This window comes from Paenibacillus sp. OK003 (assembly GCF_900109515.1).
Taxonomy (GTDB): Bacteria; Bacillota; Bacilli; order Paenibacillales; family Paenibacillaceae; genus Paenibacillus; species Paenibacillus marchantiae.
Map to the genome: position 1 here is coordinate 19939 of NZ_FOBD01000026.1, position 22526 is coordinate 42464.

Below are 22526 nucleotides of genomic sequence, written 5' to 3' on the forward strand. Positions count from 1 at the left end.
CGTGGATTTGTGTTCCTGCACATAACCCACATAGTATTAATATACGACCATTCACATGCATTGACCATATCTAACCGAAAGCAACTTTAAACAATATGTCCCTCAAATTCTCCTTGGACGGACTATTTAAGCAGTCTTTCTTTGTATTCTGTGGGACTAAATCCCGTGTATTCCTTAAATACCTTGGAGAAATAATGCTGATCACTGAATGATAGCACATCCGATAACTCCTTAAACTTCATCTCGGGTTGGCATTCCATCAGTCTGCAGGCTTCCTTAATTCTAAGGTTTGTATAATACTGAACAAACGTAACTTGTGTTGCGTTTTTAATGACTCTGCTAACGTAAGAGGGGCTGACATGAAACTTCATTGCAATGTCATTGATGGATATCTGGGTATACTTGTTCCGTCGGATATACTCATCCATTTGCTCAAACAAAGCCTCTCTGCTTTTCCGACCATAGGATTGAAGCACTTCAAAACATTGTCCGATCCATTCCGTTAATTCACGGCAAAAATCGCCATATGTCTCTTCATCAAATATCTTTTTTGCTCTAAGTTCCAGCCCAAGCCGAATTCCCGCCCCCTGCTCTTCAACCAAATGTGCGAATGTATCCACTATTAGTCCGATAAAACGTTCCAATTCTTTTACATGCACGTTTTCCTCTGACCATCGATTCATCAATTCGGAAAGTTTAATAGCAAACTGTTCCTTCTGATGAGCTTGTATCATGTGGACAAAAGCAGATTCTAATGCAGAATCCAGGCAGCCTGACTCAGTTCTTGCTATGGAGACGGGATTTCCGATATCCAGCACCAATCCATTATTCAATCGCTGATGCATTGATAACATGGACGATATTTGGTGATAAAGCTCAGACAGATTAACGGATTCCGACCATCGCAGCTGCCCACCAATGGTTGTGTCCATACCTTGTGCAACCAAATGACGGCGCAGCGATTCCAGACATTCATGTACAGAAGAATACAAATCAAGAATTCCCCTGTTTACAAAAACGATGAATTGCTGCGGAGTTTGGCTCAGAAACACTTTACAGGAACGTGGAGCAAAAAAATCCTCCAATGAATCCTTTAGCGTCTTTTGTCCCCACCGTTCCCGTTCCGGGGTGAAAGGCTGCCTGCGCAGGATAATCATCATTTGGGCCAGAAAAGCAGCATGTTCTCCTGGCTTAAGTTCAGCATAACTATGGGGATCAACGATCTCCTGCAGCTCATGAAAGTTTCTGGACCTCGATTGATCGAGCTGCTTAATAACTCTGCCCATGACTTCCTCCAGAGCATCAGGTTCCACGGGCTTCAGCAAATAGTCGAACACCTGCAAATTCAATGCTTTTCGTGTATATTCAAAATCGCTATACCCGCTAATTAAAATAACCTTCAACTCCGGCTGGGCAAGCTTCGCCTGTTCAATTAGGGATAAGCCATCCATCTTGGGCATTCGTATGTCTGTCAACAAAAGATCGATTGGCTGCTTCCGAAGTGCTTCCAGCGCCTCTTCCCCATTCGTGGCTGTAACTGCCACGTGAACGGGAAAGTTCAGCTTATCCAACAGCATTTTAATATTGCGCAATATAGGTTTGCTATCCTCAACAATCATGATTTTGTACATGGTCTATCCCTCCTGTGCTCAGTAAAAATCGCTCGTCATCGATCCGATGATTTGAATGGTTGCTCCTTTTTCCTCGTCAGAATGATTGTTGTAGATGTTAAATAAAAGCCGATTGCTATACATCAGTTTTAGCCGATTGACGCTATTGACGATCCCCATGTTGCCAAGAGCTGTCTGGCGATCAGAGGGTTGATTCATTCCGGAGCCGGACTTATGAATATTGGACAAAATCTCTTCAATTTTGTTTGGCAGGAAGCCCTCTCCGTTATCTTTGATCTCTAGAGCCCATAATCCGTTATACTGCTTTACGGTGATTTGGATACGCCATGGAGGCGTGGTGTTGAAGAAAGCATGCTCAATGCAGTTTTCAACGAAAGGCTGAATGACCAGCCGCGGCAGCCGGATTTCGCTCGTCAGATCATCAGCATCGATGCTCCACTCCAAATCTTCTTCATACTTTTGCTTTACCAAAGACAAATAATGTCTCGTATGCTCAAGCTCATCCGTCATCGTCACATGTGCATAAGGGGATGAAACAATATAACGTAAACTGTCTGACAGATGTTTGCACATATCAGACACGACCCGAGTTCTCCCCTCTTGAGCAGCAATACTGATCAAATATAGGACGTTATGAAGGAAATGGGGAGCAATCTGAGCTTGTAATGCGGAATTCCGCGCAGTGACTTCCTCATGTAACGCCTTTTTCTCACGGTCAATAGACTCCTGTAATCTCTCCATCAAGTCCTGAAAAGCTTCATTCAACAGCAGCAGGTCATTATTTTTGGGCCGATCATCCACTTTCAGTTTCATATTGCTGTAGTTAATGCGCCAAATCTGGCTGCGAAGCTTGCGAATAGGAAGCAACAGGTTGCGTGTGGAGAAGAAAATGTACACGAATGAGATGAGCATTAAAGCTGTAATTAGCAAAATGGACATGCTTTGTACGGAACGGATCGAGCCTAAAACCGAATCTTTCGGCGTTATTATAAAAGTTATCCAACCCGTCTGGTGAGATGTAGAATGCGTAACATAATTATTTTGTTCATCAACAACCAGTCCTTCCTCGGATAATGGCTCTTTCCATGACAAAGCGTTCTTTCTTGCATCCGAGCCAGTCATTTGTTCACCTTGCTCGTTCAAAATAAATACATTCCCTGCTGTAATTCCTTCCGTAAGGTTTTGAATGTAAGCTTGATCCATTTGAATACTAAGATATCCGTATAGCTTGCCATTTTGATCGTTGACCGTGCGGACAAAAGAGATGGTATCTGCCTCACGCAGCAGGATAAAACCGTTCCCGGTCCACTCTCGTCCACTCCTGCTTTTTTCCGTCAGGGTACTCAGGATCGCTGGAGGATATCCTGAACCCAGATACGATGTGAGCAGCACACCTTGTTTGTCATAAATGGACATGTCCTTGATGTTCATGCTGGGGCCAATAGCCTGAAACATGATATCTTTTAGTTTCCGAATCTGCTTCAGTCGTTCATAATTGCTTGGGGCTGAAGAACTCTTGTCCATCGTTGTGAAGATGTCCTTATTGGACAATATGCGCTGGGACATCTGGTTTTGCTGCTCTACGTACAGGTCAACCTGTTCTCGTACCTTGGTGGCCGTGATCAGTGTATCCTCCTCCGTTTTTTGTGTAAGCGGGCGGATAACGACCAGGTTCACATAAACGATAAAACAGCCCAACACGAACAAAAGAAGGGCCAGAAATGTCAAAAATACTTTAGTCTGCAAGCTGAATTGTGTAGCTCTATGTATAAGTTTAGCCATGCTTCGCGAAGCCTCCTGTCTTGTCATGCTGTGCAACTCGTCTGGATCATGTCTTAATGTAGCATGGGTTTGAATGAAATGATAGCGATTTCAAGTTCAGGATTTTACACATAAATATTCAAGCACAGACATGTACCGGAGAAGAAGTGGATTTTATAATTGGACTTGTAAACGGATTCATTAGATGTTTCAGAGGGGGATTTGCGTTGAAAATGTATAAAAGAAAAAAAGCAGCATCCATTCTACTGGCAAGCTTGTTGTCCATTTCACTGACCGCTTGCGGATCAGGTGGCACTGATTCTGGCACGTCTGCAAGCAATGGAAATAAGAACGCCAAGGTCACACTGGAATTGGCCATTTCCAAGAGTTCACAGGATTCTGCCTTTATCCAGCAGGATATTCTCGATGAGTTTGAAAAACAGACAAATATTTCTGTCAATCTGCAGCTCATTCCGGCTGAGCAAACAACGACTGTGCTGCAAACCAAGCTGGCTGTGGATGAAACGCCCGACATCATTCAATACAATTTGGCCAGTGCAATTACGGATTTGAATCTTGAGCGCAATTTCGAAATTTTGGATAACGAGTCCTGGGCCAGCAGAATTGTAAACAAAGACGTACTCTCCGCTGCCGGCCATATCTACAGCTTTCATGTCAGTCAGGACACGGGCATGCAAGGCGTCGTGTACAACAAACAGATTTTTGCTGACCTGGGTCTGTCCATCCCTACAAGTTACGAACAATTTTTGGCTATTTGTGAAAAAATTAAAGCTGGCGGCATTACTCCGGTATTCATGCCCTATAAAGATGCTTGGGCTGCGAACATCTGGCCTGCGGCAGCATTTGCCGATTTTGTAGCCAAAAATGATCCGTCTTTTTTCGATGAGCTCAACAGCAACAAGAAAAAATGGTCCGATATTCCCGAGTTTAAAACGTTTTTGGAGCAGCAATACGAAGTGTATACCAAGGGGTATACCAATACGGATGTGCTGAGCGACAGCTACGACATGGCGGTTGGCAAATTCCTGAACAAGGAAGTCGCCATGATGTTTATGGGAGATTGGTTAATTGAAGGCGTAGCAGAGCAGGATCCAAGCATGGAACTTGGCGTATTCCCAATTCCGTCTTCCGATGATGCCAAACTGGGTGCAAGTCCGCTTGGAGGACAGCTGTTCATTCCCAAAAAGGCTAAGCATTTGGACGAAGCCAAACAGTTCCTGGACTTTATCGCCTCCAAGGAAATTGCTCAACAGATCGTCGACTCCAAAGGCTATGTATCCAATTTTAGCGATGTTACTACACCGGAGTTGCCTGCTTACAAACAGGATATCGTTGACAATTACATTCTCCCTAAGAAAACCGTATTGACCACCGATGCTTACATGCTGGTTGATCGCAGTGAGCTGTATAGGCTGTTACAGGATCAATTCGCTGGCGGTTTGACACCGGAGGAAGTATTAAAATCCTGGGATGAGAAGTTCAGTCAACTGATGCAGGATAAAGGCGTTGCCGGCTTCTAAGAAGTGAAATACAGGGCAGCATGTCATTCCTGAATGATGTGCTGCCTAGCCATAACGGAGTGTGAGACATGAAAAAGGCAAAAAATTTATATTCGTATTACATGGTATTTCCGGCACTGCTTATCTACTCCATCTTTTTTGTCGTTCCAGCGATTGCTGCTTTCTATTACTCTTTTACGGATTGGCGGCTGGATCGGATTGATCTAAAGTTTATTGGATGGGATAATTTCGAGAAAATTTTCTCGGACAAAACACTTATTTTGGCACTTAAAAACACAGCCATTTTTGCCGTTGTTACGGTTGCTGGCAAAAATATTATTGGTCTGCTGCTTGCCGTGGCCCTAAACATGAGATTAAAAACGAAGAACCTGCTTCGCGCGATTTTCTACTCCCCTTCCATTCTAAGCATTCTGGTCATCAGCATCCTGTTCACACCAATGCTGCGCACGGAGGGCACAATTAATCGCTTATTGGAAGCAGTCGGATTGCATTCATTAAGTCAGGCTTGGTTGACTAATCCTTCCCTTGTCATCTGGACGATTGCCATTGTGTCCATCTGGCAAAGTGCCGGATTTCAAATGGCCATTTATCTGGCTGGTTTGCAATCCATTTCTCAAGAATATTATGAAGCCGCCACAATTGATGGAGCAAGCTCCTGGAAAAGTTTTTTCAAAATTACGCTGCCTCTGCTGCTGCCAGCCATCAATATTAATCTGATGTTGACGCTGATTGGCGGACTGAAAGTATTCTCGGAAGTGTATGTCATGACCGGCGGAGGCCCAGGCAACGCTTCACAAGTTGTGGGTACAATCATTCTTCGTTCCTTCGGCGAAGGAAACTGGGGACTTGGTACCGCAGTCAACACACTTCTGTTTGTGGTTGTTACGATTATTGCTATACCGCTATTGATCTTCATGCGGCGCAAGGAGGTTAAGGAATAAGATGGGATATATTCGCAAACTCGCTATTCGCAACTATGTTGTTGAAGGATTTCTGCTCCTCGCCTCTCTGCTCATTCTGTTGCCTCTGGTAATTCTAATTCTGGGTTCGTTCAAAACGAGTGCTGAAGTGCTCAGCTTTTCCTTAAGTTTGCCGGATAAATGGCAATTTTCAAACTATGTCCGGGTATTTGAAGAAGGGGGTCTGTCCCGAGCATTCCTGAACAGTATCTGGATTACGGGAATATCGTCCATCATCAACATTGTCGCTTCCTCAGCAGCGTCCTTCATTCTGGCACGCCGGGACACCAAACTTTCAAACACAATATATATGTATTTCTTCATGGGGTTGATTGCACCAATGTCGATCATTACGACGATTCGGGTTGTGCAGGGCTTGGGGTTTTACGGCAGCATATCAAGTGTCATCCTGATCTACGCGGCGCTGAATACCGCTTTTAGCGTATTTTTGTACAGTGGATTTATCAAAACCATTCCGAAAGCACTGGACGAGGTTGCATTTCTGGAAGGTGCCAGCGTATTCGGCGTATTTTTCCGTATCGTTACACCGCTTATTCTGCCCGTTAACGCAACGGTAGCGATCATGGTGTTTATGTCGGTATGGAATGATATTACGATTCCGGTGTACTTCCTTACGAATAGCTCAACGTGGACGATGCCGCTTTCGATCTATAATTTTTACGGCAAATACAGCCGCGATTGGAATTTGATTTTTGCGAATCTTGTACTGACTTCACTTCCTGTGTTTATCCTCTACCTGTTTGGACAGAAATATATCGTTAGTGGACTTACTGCGGGAGCGGTCAAAGGGTGACCATTGGTATTTAAATAGAAATAAACATAGGACGCTTTTGGGAAATCAACTCCCAAAGCGTTTTTTGTTCATGCTCTCTTAACGTTTATTGACAACACACACCTCTCTGTTTATTACTGAACAAATTCAATGAATCTAACAATTGATTATACACTTCTCTCTTATATAATAATAGATAGATGTTTATTATTGTATGAATGTAAATTTAATATTAGCCGATGATTTATCTCGGACCGTTCATTTTGAATGGATAAGAGTCGAACCAATGGAACGTAGCGGATTGTGGATGACTTATCGAGTAGAAGGAAATTCTAAATAACTCTCAACCGAATAACGAATGGAGGATCACTTAGCTATGGAAAAAAAACAAACTGCTGGCCGAGATATATTGGGAGAGTTTGCCCCGAAATTTGCAGAGTTGAATGATGATATTCTGTTTGGCGAGGTATGGTCAAGAGTAGAAGAATTATCTAGTCGTGATCGCAGTATGATTACCGTCTCTGCACTTATTGCCGGTGGAAATTTCGAACAATTAACCCCACACCTTCATAAAGCAAAGGAAAATGGAGTAACTCGTATTGAAGTATCTGAAATAATTACTCATCTTTCCTTCTATGTGGGCTGGCCGAAGGCTTGGTCTGCGTTCAATATTGCAAAAGATATTTATAAATAAAATAGAAAGCAGGGAACCATTATGACAAACGAACATTTGAGTAACAGTACCATCTTCCCACTGGGAAAAAAAGTTGAATCCAATTTCATTGGAGACGCCTATCTGGAGATGGTCTTTACAGATGAAACTCCACTTAACGCTAGCATTGGAAATGTCACTTTCGCGCCAGCAGCACGCAATAATTGGCATTCACACGCTGTAGGTCAAGTGCTGCTGGTTACAGGTGGTGAAGGCTGGTACCAGGAAGAAGGTAAACCCGCACAATTGCTTAAAACCGGAGATGTTGTAAATATTCCTCCGAACGTTAAGCACTGGCATGGGGCAACAGCCGATAGCTGGTTTGTGCATCTGGCTATGACACCTGGACAAACGGAATGGTTAGAACCTGTGAACGATGAGTGGTACAACGCGCTCTGAGACGGAAAGATTTAAATGAAAGGAATGAAACTGAATATGTCTAATATTGAGGGTAAAGTTGTAATTCTTACAGGAGCATCCAGTGGAATTGGAGAAGCTACCGCAAAAGTTCTTGCTTCCTATTGCAGCAGTTCTTCCGTACATGAGAGAACAGAAATTGGGTCATATTTTGAACCTTTCCTCTGTTGCTGGACATAACATATATCCGGGTGGAACGGTATACTGTGGAACAAAGCATGCCGTTACAGCCATCTCCGAAGGCTTGCGCCAGGAAGAAGCCATGAGCGGCACCAATATCAGAGTCACCAATATTTCTCCAGGCGCTGTCAGCAGCAAGTTACTGGAAACGACAAGTGTTCCTGAGTCCAAAGCAGGCCTAGATGAGTTCTACAAATCCGCTATTGATGCCGATAACATCGCACGTGCAATCGCATTTGCAATTGAGCAGCCATCAGATGTAGCGATCCACAGGGAAATGGCACTCTATGTCCATAAAACCTGTCGCGCTTAATATGTTGTTCATTTCTTCTCGCAACAATGCTCTGTACGGTGTGCTATTATGTTTTGTTTTAAACGATTCTGCCCGTTAGTTGATAAAATGCCTTTTTTTTAATTATATCCAGAAGTCCAAGCATACTAGTAACCTTTGAATATATTATCCTATCCCACTCATTAGGAGGTAGATTCAATGACAACGTTTCTTGATGCAAGAACATCGCAAAACGCCAGTTTGGCTAACTCGATTGCTATTCCGATCCTGGTAATTGACACACCACAATTGTTTGGTCAAATTGGTCTTCAAACCGCAGGTGCAGGTACTAACCCTAGAGTTCAATTTAAAGGAACCATTTCTGTACAATTACCATTAGCTCTTGTCGGAATTACGATTACTATTGTAAGAGGTACCCTGTCAACTGACCCCGTAATTTACTCAGCAACTTCCACATTTGATTTGAGTATTTTGGCTCCTCAGATCATTACGTTCTCTGCTGACGATTTCAATCCGCCAATTACCCCTCAATTGACATACACTGCATTCGTAAGCTCCAACTTGCTGGGTACGATCCGTGTAGGCCCTGAGAACTTTGATGGATTCGTCGTTTCAGATTAATACAACAGCTCCTCTTTCTAGTGCTTTCCTTCAGTCTCCTTCATCATAAAAGAAGAAAATCCAATCGCAATGTAATGAGCGATTGGATTTTCTTCTTTCTAGATATAAATCAAATGGTAAATGTCTTTACCGACAACTTTAAAACAATTTAAATTGTGCTAGTGTCAATTACGAATCTGTACTTCACATCAGAAGCTAATACACGTTTGTATGCTTCGTCAATTTGGTCAGCTGAAATGACTTCGATCATAGGAACAATACTATGTTCTGCACAGAAATCAAGCATTTCCTGAGTCTCACGGATGCCACCGATCATTGAACCAGCAAATGAACGACGGTGACCGATGAGGGACATCACATTTACTGCCAACGGCTCCCCAGGAGCACCTACATTAACCAGTGTGCCATCCAGAGTCAGCAGTGAGAAGTAAGCATTGATGTCGATATTCGCACTTACCGTGTTGATAATCAGATCAAAAGACCCGGCGAGTTTTTCGAACGTTTCTGGTTCGCTTGTGGCGTAGTAATGATCTGCCCCGAATTGCAAACCATCCTCTTTTTTCTTCAATGATTGTGAAAGAACCGTTACCTCTGCACCCATGGCATGTGCAATTTTTACAGCCATATGTCCCAGACCACCCATACCTACAACCGCTACTTTTTTACCTGGTCCGGCTCCCCAATGATTTAGCGGCGAGTATGTTGTAATACCTGCGCAAAGTAGAGGTGCAGCGACATCCAGCTCGATGTTGTCCGGAATACGGACGATGAACTCCTCGGTTACGACGATGTGAGTGGAGTACCCGCCTTGTGTAGGTTCGCCGTACTTATCAACACCCGCGTAGGTGGGAACATTTCCTTTGAGACAGTACTGCTCTTCTCCTTGGCGGCAGTTTTCACATTTGCCACAGGAGTCAACCATGCATCCGACCCCTACTCGGTCACCAACTTTGTACTTTGAAACTTCGGCTCCTACATCGGTGACAATTCCTGCGATCTCATGTCCAGGTACGAGCGGATAGTTTACGGGACCCCATTCACCGTGAGCTGTATGGATGTCAGAGTGGCATATGCCAGCATATTTAATTTCGATCAGGACATCGTGCAAATCAAGATCGCGTCGTTTAATCTCAGCCGCCCGGAACGATTGGTCCGGACCGTCAACAGCTCGTGCTTTAGCAGTTATCATAGTAAAACCTCCTAAAATTATCATTCTTCCTTTTCTCTTGCAAAACTATCTTAATCCCTCTAGTTAACTCTAGGTCAACTCTCTTTTGAAACTTTGACATCCTACATCCAGCATGATAAAATTTCCGAAAGATCCTAGAGTTAGCTCGAAGTCTATACCAGCATGAAAAGGGGAAAATAAATGACATATTCAATTAGCGAAGTTGCTAAAGAATTGAATCTAACGGTGTATACCTTGCGATACTACGACAAGGAAGGACTTATGCCCTTTGTAGAACGTTCCCCTGGCGGAGCACGAAACTTTAAAGAATCAGACATCGATTTTTTAAAGATCATTCAATGTTTGAAATCTACCGGGATGCCGATCAAGGATATCAAAGATTTTATTGCATGGTGTTCCGAGGGGGATTCCACCTTGCAGGAGCGATATGACATGTTCACGGAACGCAAGGCGAGTGTAGAAGCGCAAATGGAAGAACTTAGAAAGACCATGGAAGTCATTGAACATAAACGTGCTTATTACAGGACTGCTCTCGATGCTGGAACGGAAGAGATTCATCAAAGCAAGAGAATGGGAAATTTCATTGCAAATATTTAACTCACAAAAAAAGAGCCTAAACGTCTATAGACGTTTAGGCTCTTTTTGCTCAATCCACTTCAGCAATGACGTTTTCCTGTTAATAACCCATATCCTTTAATATTTTGGATAATGTGCGCAAACGCTCGCCAATCATTTCATCGTCATCACTCAGAGCTTGGCTGAACAGCTTAATATCTTCATTTATTCTCTCATTGTCCGTACAGATCTCCACGGACATTGCATCCCCTTGCAGGCCAACACGATCGATGACAGGCTGCTCTGGGTCATATAAATTCTCATATCTATAGGCCTCGCGAAAATGTTCCAAAGACCGACAGATCAGAATGGACAAATCCAGCACGCGATGGAGAGGCAGTTCCTCAGATTGTCTGGACCACTTTTCTCCAGTGTATCTCCATACTTTCGCTGAAATATCAACCTTTCCTCTATCGTTCCACTGGGCCAATCCTAGGGAAAGACCTTTTGCGTCCGTGTTTCCGGCCATTCGGCCATCAACCTTTTCATAATTATCCGAGACGATAACAGGTTTATGTTTTAACGTTGTAGGTATTTTCAATTACATTCCCTCATTCCGTTTACCTTTTTACTAATTTACTAAACGACGGTTTCATCTTATCTTGATTTTCACTGTTAGTCAAATTCGTTTCCTGTTACATTATTTTAATTCTGTGGAGGTCTATTATAGCCCTTGTCTCCGTAAGGTTGTAACTTCTGAAGCCACGGCTTCAGGATTTGTTTTTGTTCCCAACGTATATCCGTCACCTTATCGATGTCCTTCTGTTCCAGTACTTCATAAGTGAATGCGTCTTCTCCGAATTCTCTCCACTCTTTTTGTAACTCGGCATTTGCAAATCTTCCTTGATCCAGTTGCATCTGCAGCGTAAACCATTTGTTTTTCAAGTTGGGATAGCTGTCGATATAGATTTTACCGTTTACTTTGTTTTTAATTTGGGCTACACCCATATACGTCTTGATCTGCTTATATTCCTCCAGCAGCTCCCTGCGCTTGTTCATATCCATGTGTCTCTCTCCTTATCGTTTCGATTCCCTTTCCGTCATGATGATGGAGTTTCCTCGGCTTTACTTCTCCTTTCAATGACTATAGGGAGCAATAATAACGCACCGATTATCACAAAAACACCACTTGCTATAAATACACTAAACAGGGAAAACGTATCTTTGAGATATCCGGAGGTAAGCATACCAATCACCATCATTCCCATAAAAATCGGCATGATCGCTCCAGATACCCGGCCAATAAATGCCCCTTCCGTATTCCGCACAAGAAGCGTCTGAATTCCCCCCTGAATACACGGGAAGAACAAACCGCTGATGACGAGCAGAATAATGGTTAACCAAATTTGTGTTGATGCGCCCATTCCAACCGTACAGATCGCACTGACAAGTAAGCCGACTAAAAGCAATAACTGTGGCTTTACTTTTTTAGCGATCGCCATGATCACAGCACCTCCGACCAACATGGCCGCCCCATTCGCCATCACCAGCCATTGTAAGAACTCTTTGTCCTGACCCAAATTTTCAATGACAAGAAAGAGCTGAAGCGGTTGAGTTAGTCCTGATGCCAAACCAACTGCCGAGAAGGTTAATCCAAGTGTTCTTAAGGATTTATTCGCCCCGATATAACGCAGGCCATCCGTGAGCTCTTTAAGGAAGCCGCCACTATTACCTGATTTCTCCTCCTCTACATCTCGGGGAAGCGATAATAATACGAGCGAAGAGCCCAGAAACATAACTGCTGTCAGGATGAGGGATACGCTAATGCCAAACTTAATGAAAATAAACGTGCCGATGACCGGCCCCAAAACCATAAAAACAGCAACAAGCGTTTGCGACATGGCCATGACACCCTGCAATTGTTCGGCTGGTACATGCCGTTTGTACAGTTTCATCGCCGAAGGCTGAGAAAACTGTGACAAGCTGGCAGAAACGAATGATCCAATCAGAAGTGCAATCCATCCACCATTCATGACCGCAAGCAATACAACACCAACGGACAAACCTGAGAATAAATCGCTCCATACCATTGTTTTTTTCGGCCGCCATCGGTCGGCAAAGGTACCGCCAATCAGGCCAAATATAAAGATCGGTGAGAATTCCGCTACGGAAATCAGTGAAATATCAACGGGATTATTATGCGTCAATTCTGAAACATAAAGAAGAACGGCATAATTCCGGATCCAGATTCCGAGCTGCAATAGAACTCGGGAAAGGATAATTGTTCGAACATATGGATTGGCAAACATTTTAATACCCCATATCCTTTAAGATTTTTGCTAACGCGCGCAGCCGTTCCCTATTCATTCCATCATAAAGCAACGGCTTCTTTCATTTTCCCCCTCCTATCCATCAACTTTTCATTTAGTAATTTACTAAATTACTAATTTACTAAATTACGGCTTCATTCTATACAGAATATCTCCCTTCGTCAACCGTTTTTTGAATACTTTCTTTTCCCTTCTGTTTTTGAACAAAAAAGTAAGCCATGGGAAAAAGGCGCTGTTTAGCTTATTTTCACTGTGATTTTTGTACAAGAAATGTATTCGAAAACACAAAAAAGCCGCTAAATTAGCGGCTTTCCGTGCTCGAACATGTATGATTATGTCGTTTCAATTTGCTACCTCAATGAAAATTCACACTTATAGAGCGAAGAAGCAGCCTTCAGGATTTACTAATTGGTACTTGGAATCGAGTAGTCTTCTATAGGAGCGGTGGCTGCTTCCGGTTTCAATTGAATGGATCGCTGGCAGATCGCTGTAATCCCAAAAGCCATCAGAGCTAGGATCACAGCTACTGGTGGTACCCACTTCACACCACCTAAACTGACAGCAAGTCCGCCAACTCCGGAACCGAGGGCTATCCCCACGTTTGCCGCCACGGGCAGCAGCGTGGACGCGAACGGTCTGGAATTCGGCGCGATCGCTCCGGAGACGTCGAACAGATAGAGCTGGGACGCTGCACTCATGGATGATGACAGGCAACCTATCAGGAACAGGAACGCCAAGCCCAGCCACAGGTGAGACACGGAGAAGCTTAGACCCAGAAAGACTGCAGCTTGAATGACGAAAAGCCATTTAAGCTTGGGCAAGAAATCGCCTTTGGCTATTTTGGCACCAATCCAATTGCTTAGTATGCTGCAGGCACCGTATATGAGGAGTACAGCGCTAATCCAACGTGCAGGTATACCCATGGACTGTCCCAGTAACGGAGTGATATACGTAAAGATTACAAAAATACAACTATTTCCAAGAACTGGAATCAAGCAGGCCAGCAATATACGCGGCTTTATAAATAGCGCCATCTGATCACTGAATGAACCGGCAATGGTCGTTGTTTGTCGCCGAAGAATCCGGAACATGAATATAAATGGCACGACCCCGATGCATGCCGTAACAACAAACGTCATGGACCAGTTCAGATGCTGTCCGATGAAGGTTCCGAGCGGGACGCCAAGCACATTGGCAATGGAAAAGCCACCCAGTATCCACGCGATCGCTTCCCCTCTCCGTTCCCGGTTAACTGCATCGCTTGCAATCGAGATCGAAAGCGATATCGTAAGTCCGCATGCAACAGCTGAAACGATCCGAATAACCATCAATGAAAAGAACGTCGTTGAGAACATGGTAAGTACGTTTAAGGCAAGCACGACTGCAAACCCAATTAAAATGGAGTTTCTTCGAGGAATTTTGGCCAAGTAAGCAACGGCTTGAGGGTCAGCGTTCGTTCACGATTGATGGGACAAAGCACTCCGCTCAAAAGGGAGATGTGCTTGTATATAACAAAGGAACACTTCACGAGGAAAAATCGGACCCGGAACTCCCTTTATCCACCTTTTATTGCGGCTTTCGTTTCAAAGATGGCACCCGTGCCAACAACGATTGGGTTGTTCCTCCCGGAAGTGAGCCAGTCCTTCGTGCCAATCGTTATTCCGAAGAGATCCGTTCGTTAATGCAGACCATGTTCAATGAATTTTCAATCCGGGAAGAAGGATACAACTCTATCTCTCATCATCTGTTGAATGCCGTTCTGCTGATTATCGATCGCATGTCTCAGCATCAGCGCGCAGCCAATGAGATCGTTCGGAGTAATACCCTCGCTGAAAGTATCAAAGACTATTTGGATACGAACTATCGTCAAAATATTAAGCTGAAGGACTTGGCGGACCAATTCCATATCGACTTCTACTACTTGATCCATATGTATAAAAATTGCTACGGCACCTCCCCCTATCATTACCTCATTCAGCGAAGAATGGGAGAAGCGACCCGATTGTTGGTTTCGACCAAGAAAAAAAGTATGGGAAATCTCCAAGTTGGTCGGGTACGAGAACCCAAACTACTTTACCATTTTATTTACCAAAACGGTCGGTGAATCTCCGAGAAGTTTCCGCAAAAGAAACCAAAAAGACATGTTCAGTGATTCTTTCAACTAAAAAACAGGTAGCCGGAGGGCTACCTGTTCTGTCATACGTCAAGAAGAGTATGCCATGTGTACTGGCAAGTCCTTATATTTGCCACTCAAGTTTTATCATTGAAGTGCTTCGTTAGGGGCTTCATCCGAGTCTGGTTCAACATGAACATGAACTGTGTACACCTCATGTTCTCTTAACAATTCATCTTCTACATTTGTTGAAATATCATGTGCTTTCTGCAGATCCAAATCCGATCGTACAAGAATTACCACATCGACAACGGCATTATTACCATAATTCCGGGCTCTTAAATCTTTAACCGCCTCCACGCCATCTACATTGGCAATTGTACTCCTATATTCCTTGATTAGCTTTTCGTCAAATCCATCTGTAAGATGGTGTGTAGCTTCACGAAAAATGTCCCAGGCGGTTTTACATATTAGAATACCTACCGCTACAGCTGTTAATGGGTCGAGCCATGGCAGGCCGAATTGTGAACCAATAATCCCTATAACTGTCCCTATACTAACCCAGGCATCCGAGATATTGTCTTTTGCAGCTGCCATAACCGCCTGGCTCTTGATCTTCAAAGCAAGTCTTTTGTTATATCTGTATACCAGATACATCACAGCGGCACAGAAAATGCCTGTCCAGGCTGCAAAGATGTCCGGAGATTCGCTTTTCCCCTCGAATACGGATGTAATCGCTCCATAAAGCACTTGTAACCCAACTACCATCATTATGAAAGACGCAACCAGTGAGGCAACCGTCTCAGCTTTCCAATGTCCGTATGTATGATCTTGATCAGCAGGCCGTTGAGCAAGTCTCAAACCGATAAGAACCGCGATCGAAGCTATAATATCGGTAGCATTGTTTAACCCGTCGGCTTTTAAAGCTTCGGAATTAGACATATAACCGATCATCATTTTAATTGCAGTCAAACCAATATAAGCAATAATACTGATGATTGCTCCCTTTTCACCCAATTTTAAGTTGTCGTACTTTATTTGCTCCACGAAACGTAATCCCCCTGATTCCAACTGTTTTCTAGCACTTGTACGATGGTATCATCACGATGTCGTGTGGGTCTAGAGAAACGTTTTGAACCAAGTAAAACAATGTCTGTACAACGAAAGAGTTTGACCTCGGCCAAAAAAAGTTGCGATAAGTAAACTTAATTCAGGAATTGTGACTCCTCCACATTTGACTCTGGTATCGTACCAGGGTAACTTCTAGCCTCAAAACAAAAAGCCGCTAAATTTAGCGACTTTTTGTATGTTAAATCCTTTTCTCCACGACAGTAACTCATGCACGTTTTAGTGTTTAGTGAATATCTTTCTTTTTGAAATTGCCGCCCTTCACTTCGGCTACATCGTAAACTACGATAAAAGCATTGGGATCAATTTCGTGAATGATATCCTTGATTTTGCTTTCTTCCATACGGTTGATTACACAGGTGATCTCTTTGAATTGTTCATTGGTATAACCGCCGTAGGCATCGGTATAAGTTGCTCCACGACCTAACCGGTCACGAATGGTTTCGACCATGACCTCCGGTTGATTGGTGATAATTTTAAAGGTTTTGGAGCCGCTCAAACCTTCTTCAACAATATGTATCACTTTGGAAGCGATGTAATAAGCAAGTGCGGACAGGATCGCCCCTTGAAGACCAAATACAGTTGACACGACAATAAAGACAAACATGTTCAAGAATAAGATTAGATCACTGGTTCCAAAAGGTAATTTTCGTGAAAGCAGGACAGCCAACATATCGATTCCATCCAATGCCCCACCATTACGCAACGCCAAACCCATACCAAAACCGATGATAATCCCGCCCACAACGGTAATTAACAGTGTATCCCCTTGAATAATCGTTGGTACATGGTGCATAAGGCTTGTACCGACAGCTAGCGAGGCAATACCGATAATGGAATAAATAGCAAAGCTCTTACCTATTTGTTTGTAGCCTAACCATACAAATGGAATGTTGATGATACCAATCAGCATCCCTAACGGTAACCCAAACAATTGTGAGCCAACGATACTAAGACCTGTCACACCACCGTCTGATACATTATTTGGAATTAATACAGCTTCCAGACCATATGAGGTGATAAAAGCCCCAATCATAATCAATAACACTTTGGAGATAATTTTCAGTTTGTTAGACTTCTGCACGTTCCTTTGATTCATTCCTTTTCCCCCTTGATGAACAACCATAAAAAATAGTCTATAACAAAATTCACTATGTTGGCAATAGATCGTCATATAGGCAACCACTAAATTCGCTCTGCTCGTTTTTCAGTCAGATTACATTATTTCCCGATTAATGCTCGATATGCCGTAATTTTATTCTCCAGCATCTGATCTGCTGCGTGAAGTGTTTGCATCTGCTGTTGAATCGCCTCTTTATGCTCTTCCAGCAATTTCAGGCGCTCTGCAGCCGTATGCTCACCTTCCTGAAATAACGATGCGTACTTTTTGATGATAGCGATCGGCATTTGAGTCTCTTTTAGTTTGATTACAAAATGCAGCCATTTCAGATGCGATTCGTTGTATCGTCTATCTCCACTGGCATCACGAAGCGGTATGATAATCTGCTCCTTCTCATAATAACGCAATGTGTGGGTACTGATACCGAGTAGTTCAGCCACTTCACCGATTGTATGCATGGTGATCCTCCTTATATATTCCGCTTGACTTAGAGTAAGCTCTAATCAGTATAATCAACTCGTAGTCATATCACAATAAATAATGAACTGAAATCCAGGAGGAATATCCATGAAGTATACAGTGATTACCGGTGCCAGTTCGGGCATTGGCTATGAAGCAGCTTTGGCTTTTGCGGCTCGCGGCAAACATTTGATCCTGGCTGCACGCAGAACCGACGAACTGGAGAAGTTAAAATCAAAAGTAACTGAAATTGATCCTGATTTGGACATCGTCATTCGCACGGTGGATCTGTCCATCGCTGCCAATGTCCATGCATTTTATGAAAGTCTCCATCATTACTCAATCGAGACATGGATTAACAACGCAGGGTTCGGAAATTTTGCTTCGGTTGGTGAACAACATCTACCTAAAATCGAACAGATGCTTCATCTGAATATAGAAGCATTAACCATTCTTTCTTCCCTCTATGTACGTGATTACGCAGAGGTTGAGGGCACACAGATTATTAACATCTCCTCTGGAGGTGGATATACGATCGTGCCGGATGCAGTAACCTACTGTGCAACAAAGTTCTATGTAAGTGCCTTTACGGAAGGGCTCGCCCATGAATTAAAAGGCAAGCATGCTGCAATGCAAGCGAAAGTGCTCGCGCCCGCTGCAACGGAAACGGAATTTGCAGAACGTGCTTTTGATCTGGACCAGTTCGAATATGAGGGCCGTGTTCCCCAATTCCATACAGCAGAACAAATGGCTGGATTCTTGCTTGAATTATATGACAGCGAAAGCGTCGTCGGTATTGTAAATGGATTGACCTATGCGTTTGAATTGAAAGAACCGATCTTTCCGTATGCCGCGAGAGCAGCCTCGAAACCCAACGATTAATCATAAACACAACCGTTAACCCCATCCTATGTGAAACGTCAAAAGGGAACCTGTGATCAGGTTCCCTTTTGCTCTTGCTATATCTATAAAAGTATTAAGCCAATCTCATTTTGAAGTCCTGATAGCCGAACTCGCGAACCACTTCGCAATCGCCATCTTTTCTTTTCACTGCAATGGCTGGCAGCGGCATGCCGTTAAATGTATTGGTTTTGACCATGGAGTAGATCGCCATGTCCTCAAATACCAATCTGTCACCCGTTTTGAGCGGTTGATCAAATGAATAATCTCCGATCACATCACCTGACAGGCAAGTTTGTCCCCCCAGACGATACAGATGGGCTTTCTCCCCTGCTTCTCCCGAACCGATAAGCGGCGGGCGATACGGCATTTCCAGCACGTCCGGCATGTGGCATGTGGCCGAGGTATCCAGAATGGCAATGTCCATACCGTTCTTGTGGAAATCGAGCACAGACGTCACCAGGAAGCCCGCGTTCAGCGCAACCGCTTCGCCCGGCTCCAGATATACCTCCAGGCCATATTTTTCCTGCATGCGTTTGATGCAGGCTTCCAGTCTTGGAATGTCGTAATCCTCGCGTGTAATGTGGTGTCCACCGCCGAAGTTGATCCATTCCATTTGTGGCAGCCATTGTCCAAACTTCTCTTCCACCGCATTCAGCGTCGTTTCCAGATCATCTGAATTTTGCTGGCACAACGTATGGAAATGCAGTCCGGAGACACCTTCCAGCAGCTCCGCACGGAAATCTTCATGCTTTGCGCCGAACCTAGAACCAGGAGAACATGGATCGTAAATCTCATGCCCCTCCTGAGTCGAGCATTCAGGGTTAATACGCAGGCCTACTTTTCGACCAGCCTGGAGCGCTTTGCCCTTGAATTTCTCCAGTTGGGAGAATGAATTGAAGATAATATGATCGGTAATCGAAAGAATTTCATCGATCTCATCTTCGCGATAGGCCGGGGCAAAGACATGGTTCTCTTTGCCCATCTCCTCATGACCGAGGCGGGCTTCATACAGCCCGCTTGCCGTTGCACCGCTCAGGTATTCTCCAATGAGCGGATACATCGTGGTCATGGAAAATGCTTTCTGAGCCAGCACGATTTTGGCTCCTGTACGCTGCATGACACCGTTCAGGATTTTGAGATTTCTTTCGATAAGTCCTTCGTCAACAACAAAACATGGTGTTGGTAATTGCTCAAACCGCATCTTAACGAACGAGCTCCGATTCTTTGACTTCTTCTGGCAGTTCGTCAACGAGTACTGGATTGAAATCTTCAACCCATGGGAGACCCCATTTGTTCAACTCTTCCATGAATGGATCTGGGTTGAACTCTTCCACGTTGTATACGCCTGGTTTGTTCCATTTGCCTGTCATCACCATTGCTGCACCAATCATGGCTGGAACACCTGTTGTGTAAGAGATAGCTTGGGAACCAACTTCTTTATAGCATTCTTGGTGATCACAAATGTTGTAAACGTAGTACGTTTTATCTTTGCCGTCTTTTTTACCTTTGAAAATGCAGCCGATGTTCGTTTTGCCCACAGTACGTGGTCCAAGGGACGCCGGATCTGGCAGTACCGCCTTCAGGAATTGCAGCGGAATAATTTGTTTGCCTTCGTATTCGATAGGTTCGATCGAAGTCATGCCCACATTTTCAAGGGCTTTCAAGTGCGTGAGGTAGCTTTGACCAAATGTCATGAAGAAACGAATGCGTTTCAGACCAGGCATGTTTTTAGCCAGGGACTCCAGCTCTTCATGATAAAGCAGATACATGTCTTTCTCGCCAACTTCTTTGAAGTCATAGACACGTTTAATTTCCATTGGTTTCGTTTCGATCCATTCACCTTTTTCCCAGTATCTTCCGTTAGCCGAAACCTCGCGGATGTTGATTTCAGGGTTGAAGTTGGTTGCGAACGGATAGCCGTGATCCCCACCGTTGCAGTCCAGAATGTCAATATATTCGATCTCATCAAAGTAATGCTTCAGGGCGTAAGCAGAGAATACACCCGTAACACCTGGGTCAAATCCACTGCCTAGCAGAGCGGTAATTCCCGCTTTTTCAAAACGCTCTTTGTAATCCCATTGCCATTTGTATTCAAATTTTGCCGTATCTTCAGGCTCATAGTTCGCTGTATCCATGTAGTTCGTTTTCGTTGCAAGGCAAGCATCCATGATTGTCAGGTCTTGGTAAGGCAATGCCAGGTTCATGACGATATCCGGTTTAACTTCGTTGATGAGGGCGATCAGTTCGTCAACGTTGTCCGCATCCACTTGAGCTGTCGTAATTTTTGTTTTACCGCCGTCCAGCTTGGCTTTAAGATCGTCACATTTGGATTTCGTACGACTTGCGATGCAGATTTCCTCGAATACTTCGCTGTTTTGAACGCATTTATGAACTGCTACTGAAGCTACGCCGCCGGCGCCGATGATTAGTGCTTTTCCCATTTTCCATTCTCCTAACCCAATATGAATTTTTTTTAAATTTAACTTCGTTATTTTTCTCATTTTTCAACTTTTCGCCCGTTTTGAACCAACAAAAAAAGCAAGGTGAAAAATGCCCCAAACGCGCATCATCACACTTGCTTGTCGATATACATCATTAAAAAGACGCAAAGTTCCCATAACTAAAAAAGTTCAAAAGAACTCCTCTAGCGGAAAGCTTCTTCATGTATATCAATATCAGATCAGAGTCTATATAGCAAATAATTCGCCTTTACCACTCTTATTGACCGTTTCACAAGTTGATGTGCAGATGCACTGGTTGTAAAGTAACCAACTTATAAAATTTGAGCTTTTAACTCAATCAATAAGGCAACATAAGTTGCCAATCGGCGTTTGACCCGGCTGTCCGTATGGCCTTAACTTCCTTAAGAGAAGTGGTCAAAAATTATCTGCTGGAAAGACCTAATTTATATTGATATATCTGCTTTCCAAAATCACAGGTCTTACGATATCAGATACATTGAAAAAAATCAAGCAATCATTAAAAATTATTTTATTCATCATTTTGGAACACACACTTCGCCCTTAGGCATATCTGATTATAATGGCAAATCTTTAAATAGTTACTGCCTAATGTATCCACCTCTTTCTCAATTTTCAAACTGACATGTCAGCGATAACGATGTGTAACATGGAAGTTGGATTATCCTAAAATAGATTGATTAGGTAGAATAATCCTTTAGTTTTGTATGTCGAATATAAGTTATTACGCGAAGTTTAGAAAAAATATAAAGCTCCCAAAAATATTTTCTTTCCACTTGAAATTTTATACAATTTTGATAGGTAGATATGATATATTTGGTATGTAATTTAAAATATATCCCAGAAAAGAGGAGCTTATGAAAAAAACCGTTTTGCTATTTGCTGCAATTTTCATGTTTTTGCTCCCCATCGCTCCTTCAGCGTCTGCAGCTGGAGACCGCCTCATTTATGACATCATGTATAACAATTCGATTCCACTCGTATCCAACAACGTCAGGTTTTCACTGCAATACAGCGTCTACGGCGACCTACAGCTCTGGGATAACCGCACACACACGATGTTATGGAACACCAAGACCAATGACACGAGAATAAATCATTTCAAGATTGATTATTGGAGTGGAAAACTAGTGCTCCAGGATCCCCAAAACACACCTTACTGGACGTCTGACAACAAGGCATGGTCTACATCGTACTATGGAGCGGACAATCTGCCACCCAATCTCAGGGGTAACGTGCTCATCGTTCAAAACGACGGCAATTTGGTGCTGTACAATACAGAAACACCGAGTGCAGGCTGGTATCCTGTCTGGGCTTCCAATACAGGAGGCCATTAGGGTCT

Annotated in this window: 22 protein-coding genes and 1 pseudogene; 11 read left to right on the plus strand and 12 right to left on the minus strand. The window is 43.5% G+C overall.

The features are described from left to right. Positions 1-122 precede the first annotated feature (122 nt). Together BMW94_RS27650 and BMW94_RS27655 are read right to left on the minus strand one after the other, a co-directional pair. On the minus strand, positions 123-1631 hold the full coding sequence (locus BMW94_RS27650; RefSeq protein WP_091001892.1) for a response regulator transcription factor: 1509 nt from the start codon (positions 1629-1631) through the stop codon (positions 123-125). A gap of 18 nt (positions 1632-1649) precedes the next feature. Beyond that, positions 1650-3413, minus strand: a complete 1764-nt coding sequence (locus tag BMW94_RS27655; protein ID WP_091001893.1) for a cache domain-containing sensor histidine kinase — start codon at positions 3411-3413, stop codon at positions 1650-1652. Between the two features lie 212 nt (positions 3414-3625). Between BMW94_RS27655 and BMW94_RS27660 the strand changes: the two genes are divergently transcribed. From BMW94_RS27660 to BMW94_RS27690, 7 genes and pseudogenes are all read left to right on the plus strand, one after another. After that, on the plus strand, positions 3626-4933 hold the full coding sequence (locus tag BMW94_RS27660) for an ABC transporter substrate-binding protein (RefSeq protein WP_091001928.1): 1308 nt from the start codon (positions 3626-3628) through the stop codon (positions 4931-4933). A 68-nt stretch (positions 4934-5001) separates the two neighbouring features. Continuing rightward, positions 5002-5874 (plus strand): carbohydrate ABC transporter permease, encoded by an 873-nt coding sequence (locus BMW94_RS27665; protein ID WP_091001894.1) that lies wholly within the window; start codon positions 5002-5004, stop codon positions 5872-5874. A 1-nt stretch (position 5875) separates the two neighbouring features. Further along, a complete protein-coding gene (locus tag BMW94_RS27670; protein ID WP_091001895.1) occupies positions 5876-6706 on the plus strand; it encodes a carbohydrate ABC transporter permease in 831 nt (276 codons plus the stop codon). Positions 6707-7061: 355 nt separating this feature from the next. Further along, positions 7062-7379 carry a carboxymuconolactone decarboxylase family protein gene (locus BMW94_RS27675; RefSeq protein ID WP_091001896.1) on the plus strand — a complete coding sequence of 106 codons (318 nt, stop codon included), beginning with the start codon at positions 7062-7064 and terminating at the stop codon, positions 7377-7379. Positions 7380-7400: 21 nt separating this feature from the next. Continuing rightward, positions 7401-7796, plus strand: coding sequence for a cupin domain-containing protein (locus BMW94_RS27680; RefSeq protein WP_091001897.1), 396 nt, complete (start codon positions 7401-7403; stop codon positions 7794-7796). A 36-nt stretch (positions 7797-7832) separates the two neighbouring features. Continuing rightward, positions 7833-8307 (plus strand): annotated as a pseudogene (locus tag BMW94_RS27685) (SDR family oxidoreductase). 177 nt (positions 8308-8484) lie between these two features. After that, a complete protein-coding gene (locus tag BMW94_RS27690; protein ID WP_091001898.1) occupies positions 8485-8907 on the plus strand; it encodes a hypothetical protein in 423 nt (140 codons plus the stop codon). 148 nt (positions 8908-9055) lie between these two features. Here the strand turns inward: BMW94_RS27690 and BMW94_RS27695 are convergent, their stop codons facing one another. Continuing rightward, a complete protein-coding gene (locus tag BMW94_RS27695; protein WP_091001899.1) occupies positions 9056-10096 on the minus strand; it encodes an NAD(P)-dependent alcohol dehydrogenase in 1041 nt (346 codons plus the stop codon). A 180-nt stretch (positions 10097-10276) separates the two neighbouring features. On the opposite strand from BMW94_RS27695, the gene BMW94_RS27700 reads away from it, so the two are divergent. Further along, a complete protein-coding gene (locus BMW94_RS27700; protein ID WP_091001900.1) occupies positions 10277-10693 on the plus strand; it encodes a MerR family transcriptional regulator in 417 nt (138 codons plus the stop codon). 79 nt (positions 10694-10772) lie between these two features. On the opposite strand, the gene BMW94_RS27705 is transcribed toward BMW94_RS27700, so the two are convergent. The 4 genes from BMW94_RS27705 to BMW94_RS27720 all read right to left on the minus strand — a co-directional run bounded on the left by BMW94_RS27705 (position 10773) and on the right by BMW94_RS27720 (position 14408). After that, positions 10773-11252 carry a DUF6530 family protein gene (locus BMW94_RS27705; RefSeq protein WP_063562767.1) on the minus strand — a complete coding sequence of 160 codons (480 nt, stop codon included), beginning with the start codon at positions 11250-11252 and terminating at the stop codon, positions 10773-10775. A 104-nt stretch (positions 11253-11356) separates the two neighbouring features. After that, positions 11357-11716 carry a GIY-YIG nuclease family protein gene (locus tag BMW94_RS27710; protein ID WP_064637265.1) on the minus strand — a complete coding sequence of 120 codons (360 nt, stop codon included), beginning with the start codon at positions 11714-11716 and terminating at the stop codon, positions 11357-11359. Positions 11717-11751: 35 nt separating this feature from the next. Then, complete coding sequence (locus BMW94_RS27715; protein ID WP_090951114.1) at positions 11752-12960, minus strand: MFS transporter; 1209 nt, start codon at positions 12958-12960, stop codon at positions 11752-11754. A gap of 425 nt (positions 12961-13385) precedes the next feature. Next, the gene (locus BMW94_RS27720) at positions 13386-14408 is read right to left on the minus strand and encodes an MFS transporter (RefSeq protein WP_091001901.1); all 1023 of its coding nucleotides are present in this window, start codon (positions 14406-14408) and stop codon (positions 13386-13388) included. On the opposite strand from BMW94_RS27720, the gene BMW94_RS27725 reads away from it, so the two are divergent. After that, the gene (locus BMW94_RS27725) at positions 14363-15085 is read left to right on the plus strand and encodes an AraC family transcriptional regulator (RefSeq protein ID WP_091001902.1); all 723 of its coding nucleotides are present in this window, start codon (positions 14363-14365) and stop codon (positions 15083-15085) included. The two genes, BMW94_RS27720 and BMW94_RS27725, sit on opposite strands and share 46 nt — an antisense overlap. Positions 15086-15241: 156 nt before the next feature. Here BMW94_RS27725 and BMW94_RS27730 read toward each other — a convergent pair whose 3' ends face one another. The 3 genes from BMW94_RS27730 to BMW94_RS27740 form a co-directional block, all read right to left on the minus strand. Next, complete coding sequence (locus BMW94_RS27730; RefSeq protein ID WP_091001903.1) at positions 15242-16141, minus strand: cation diffusion facilitator family transporter; 900 nt, start codon at positions 16139-16141, stop codon at positions 15242-15244. Positions 16142-16448: 307 nt separating this feature from the next. Continuing rightward, the gene (locus BMW94_RS27735) at positions 16449-17321 is read right to left on the minus strand and encodes a YitT family protein (protein ID WP_091001904.1); all 873 of its coding nucleotides are present in this window, start codon (positions 17319-17321) and stop codon (positions 16449-16451) included. A gap of 122 nt (positions 17322-17443) precedes the next feature. Next, a complete protein-coding gene (locus BMW94_RS27740; protein ID WP_091001905.1) occupies positions 17444-17800 on the minus strand; it encodes a MerR family transcriptional regulator in 357 nt (118 codons plus the stop codon). A gap of 109 nt (positions 17801-17909) precedes the next feature. Here BMW94_RS27740 and BMW94_RS27745 point away from each other — a divergent pair, with 109 nt between their 5' ends. After that, positions 17910-18683 (plus strand): SDR family NAD(P)-dependent oxidoreductase, encoded by a 774-nt coding sequence (locus tag BMW94_RS27745; RefSeq protein WP_091001906.1) that lies wholly within the window; start codon positions 17910-17912, stop codon positions 18681-18683. 94 nt (positions 18684-18777) lie between these two features. Here the strand turns inward: BMW94_RS27745 and nspC are convergent, their stop codons facing one another. After that, the gene (nspC, locus tag BMW94_RS27750) at positions 18778-19905 is read right to left on the minus strand and encodes a carboxynorspermidine decarboxylase (RefSeq protein WP_091001907.1); all 1128 of its coding nucleotides are present in this window, start codon (positions 19903-19905) and stop codon (positions 18778-18780) included. Between the two features lies 1 nt (position 19906). Continuing rightward, a complete protein-coding gene (locus tag BMW94_RS27755) occupies positions 19907-21145 on the minus strand; it encodes a saccharopine dehydrogenase family protein (RefSeq protein ID WP_091001908.1) in 1239 nt (412 codons plus the stop codon). An 896-nt stretch (positions 21146-22041) separates the two neighbouring features. On the opposite strand from BMW94_RS27755, the gene BMW94_RS27760 reads away from it, so the two are divergent. Beyond that, entirely contained in the window at positions 22042-22521 is a 480-nt protein-coding gene (locus BMW94_RS27760; RefSeq protein ID WP_091001909.1) for an immunoglobulin domain-containing protein, read from the plus strand. Positions 22522-22526: the final 5 nt, after the last annotated feature.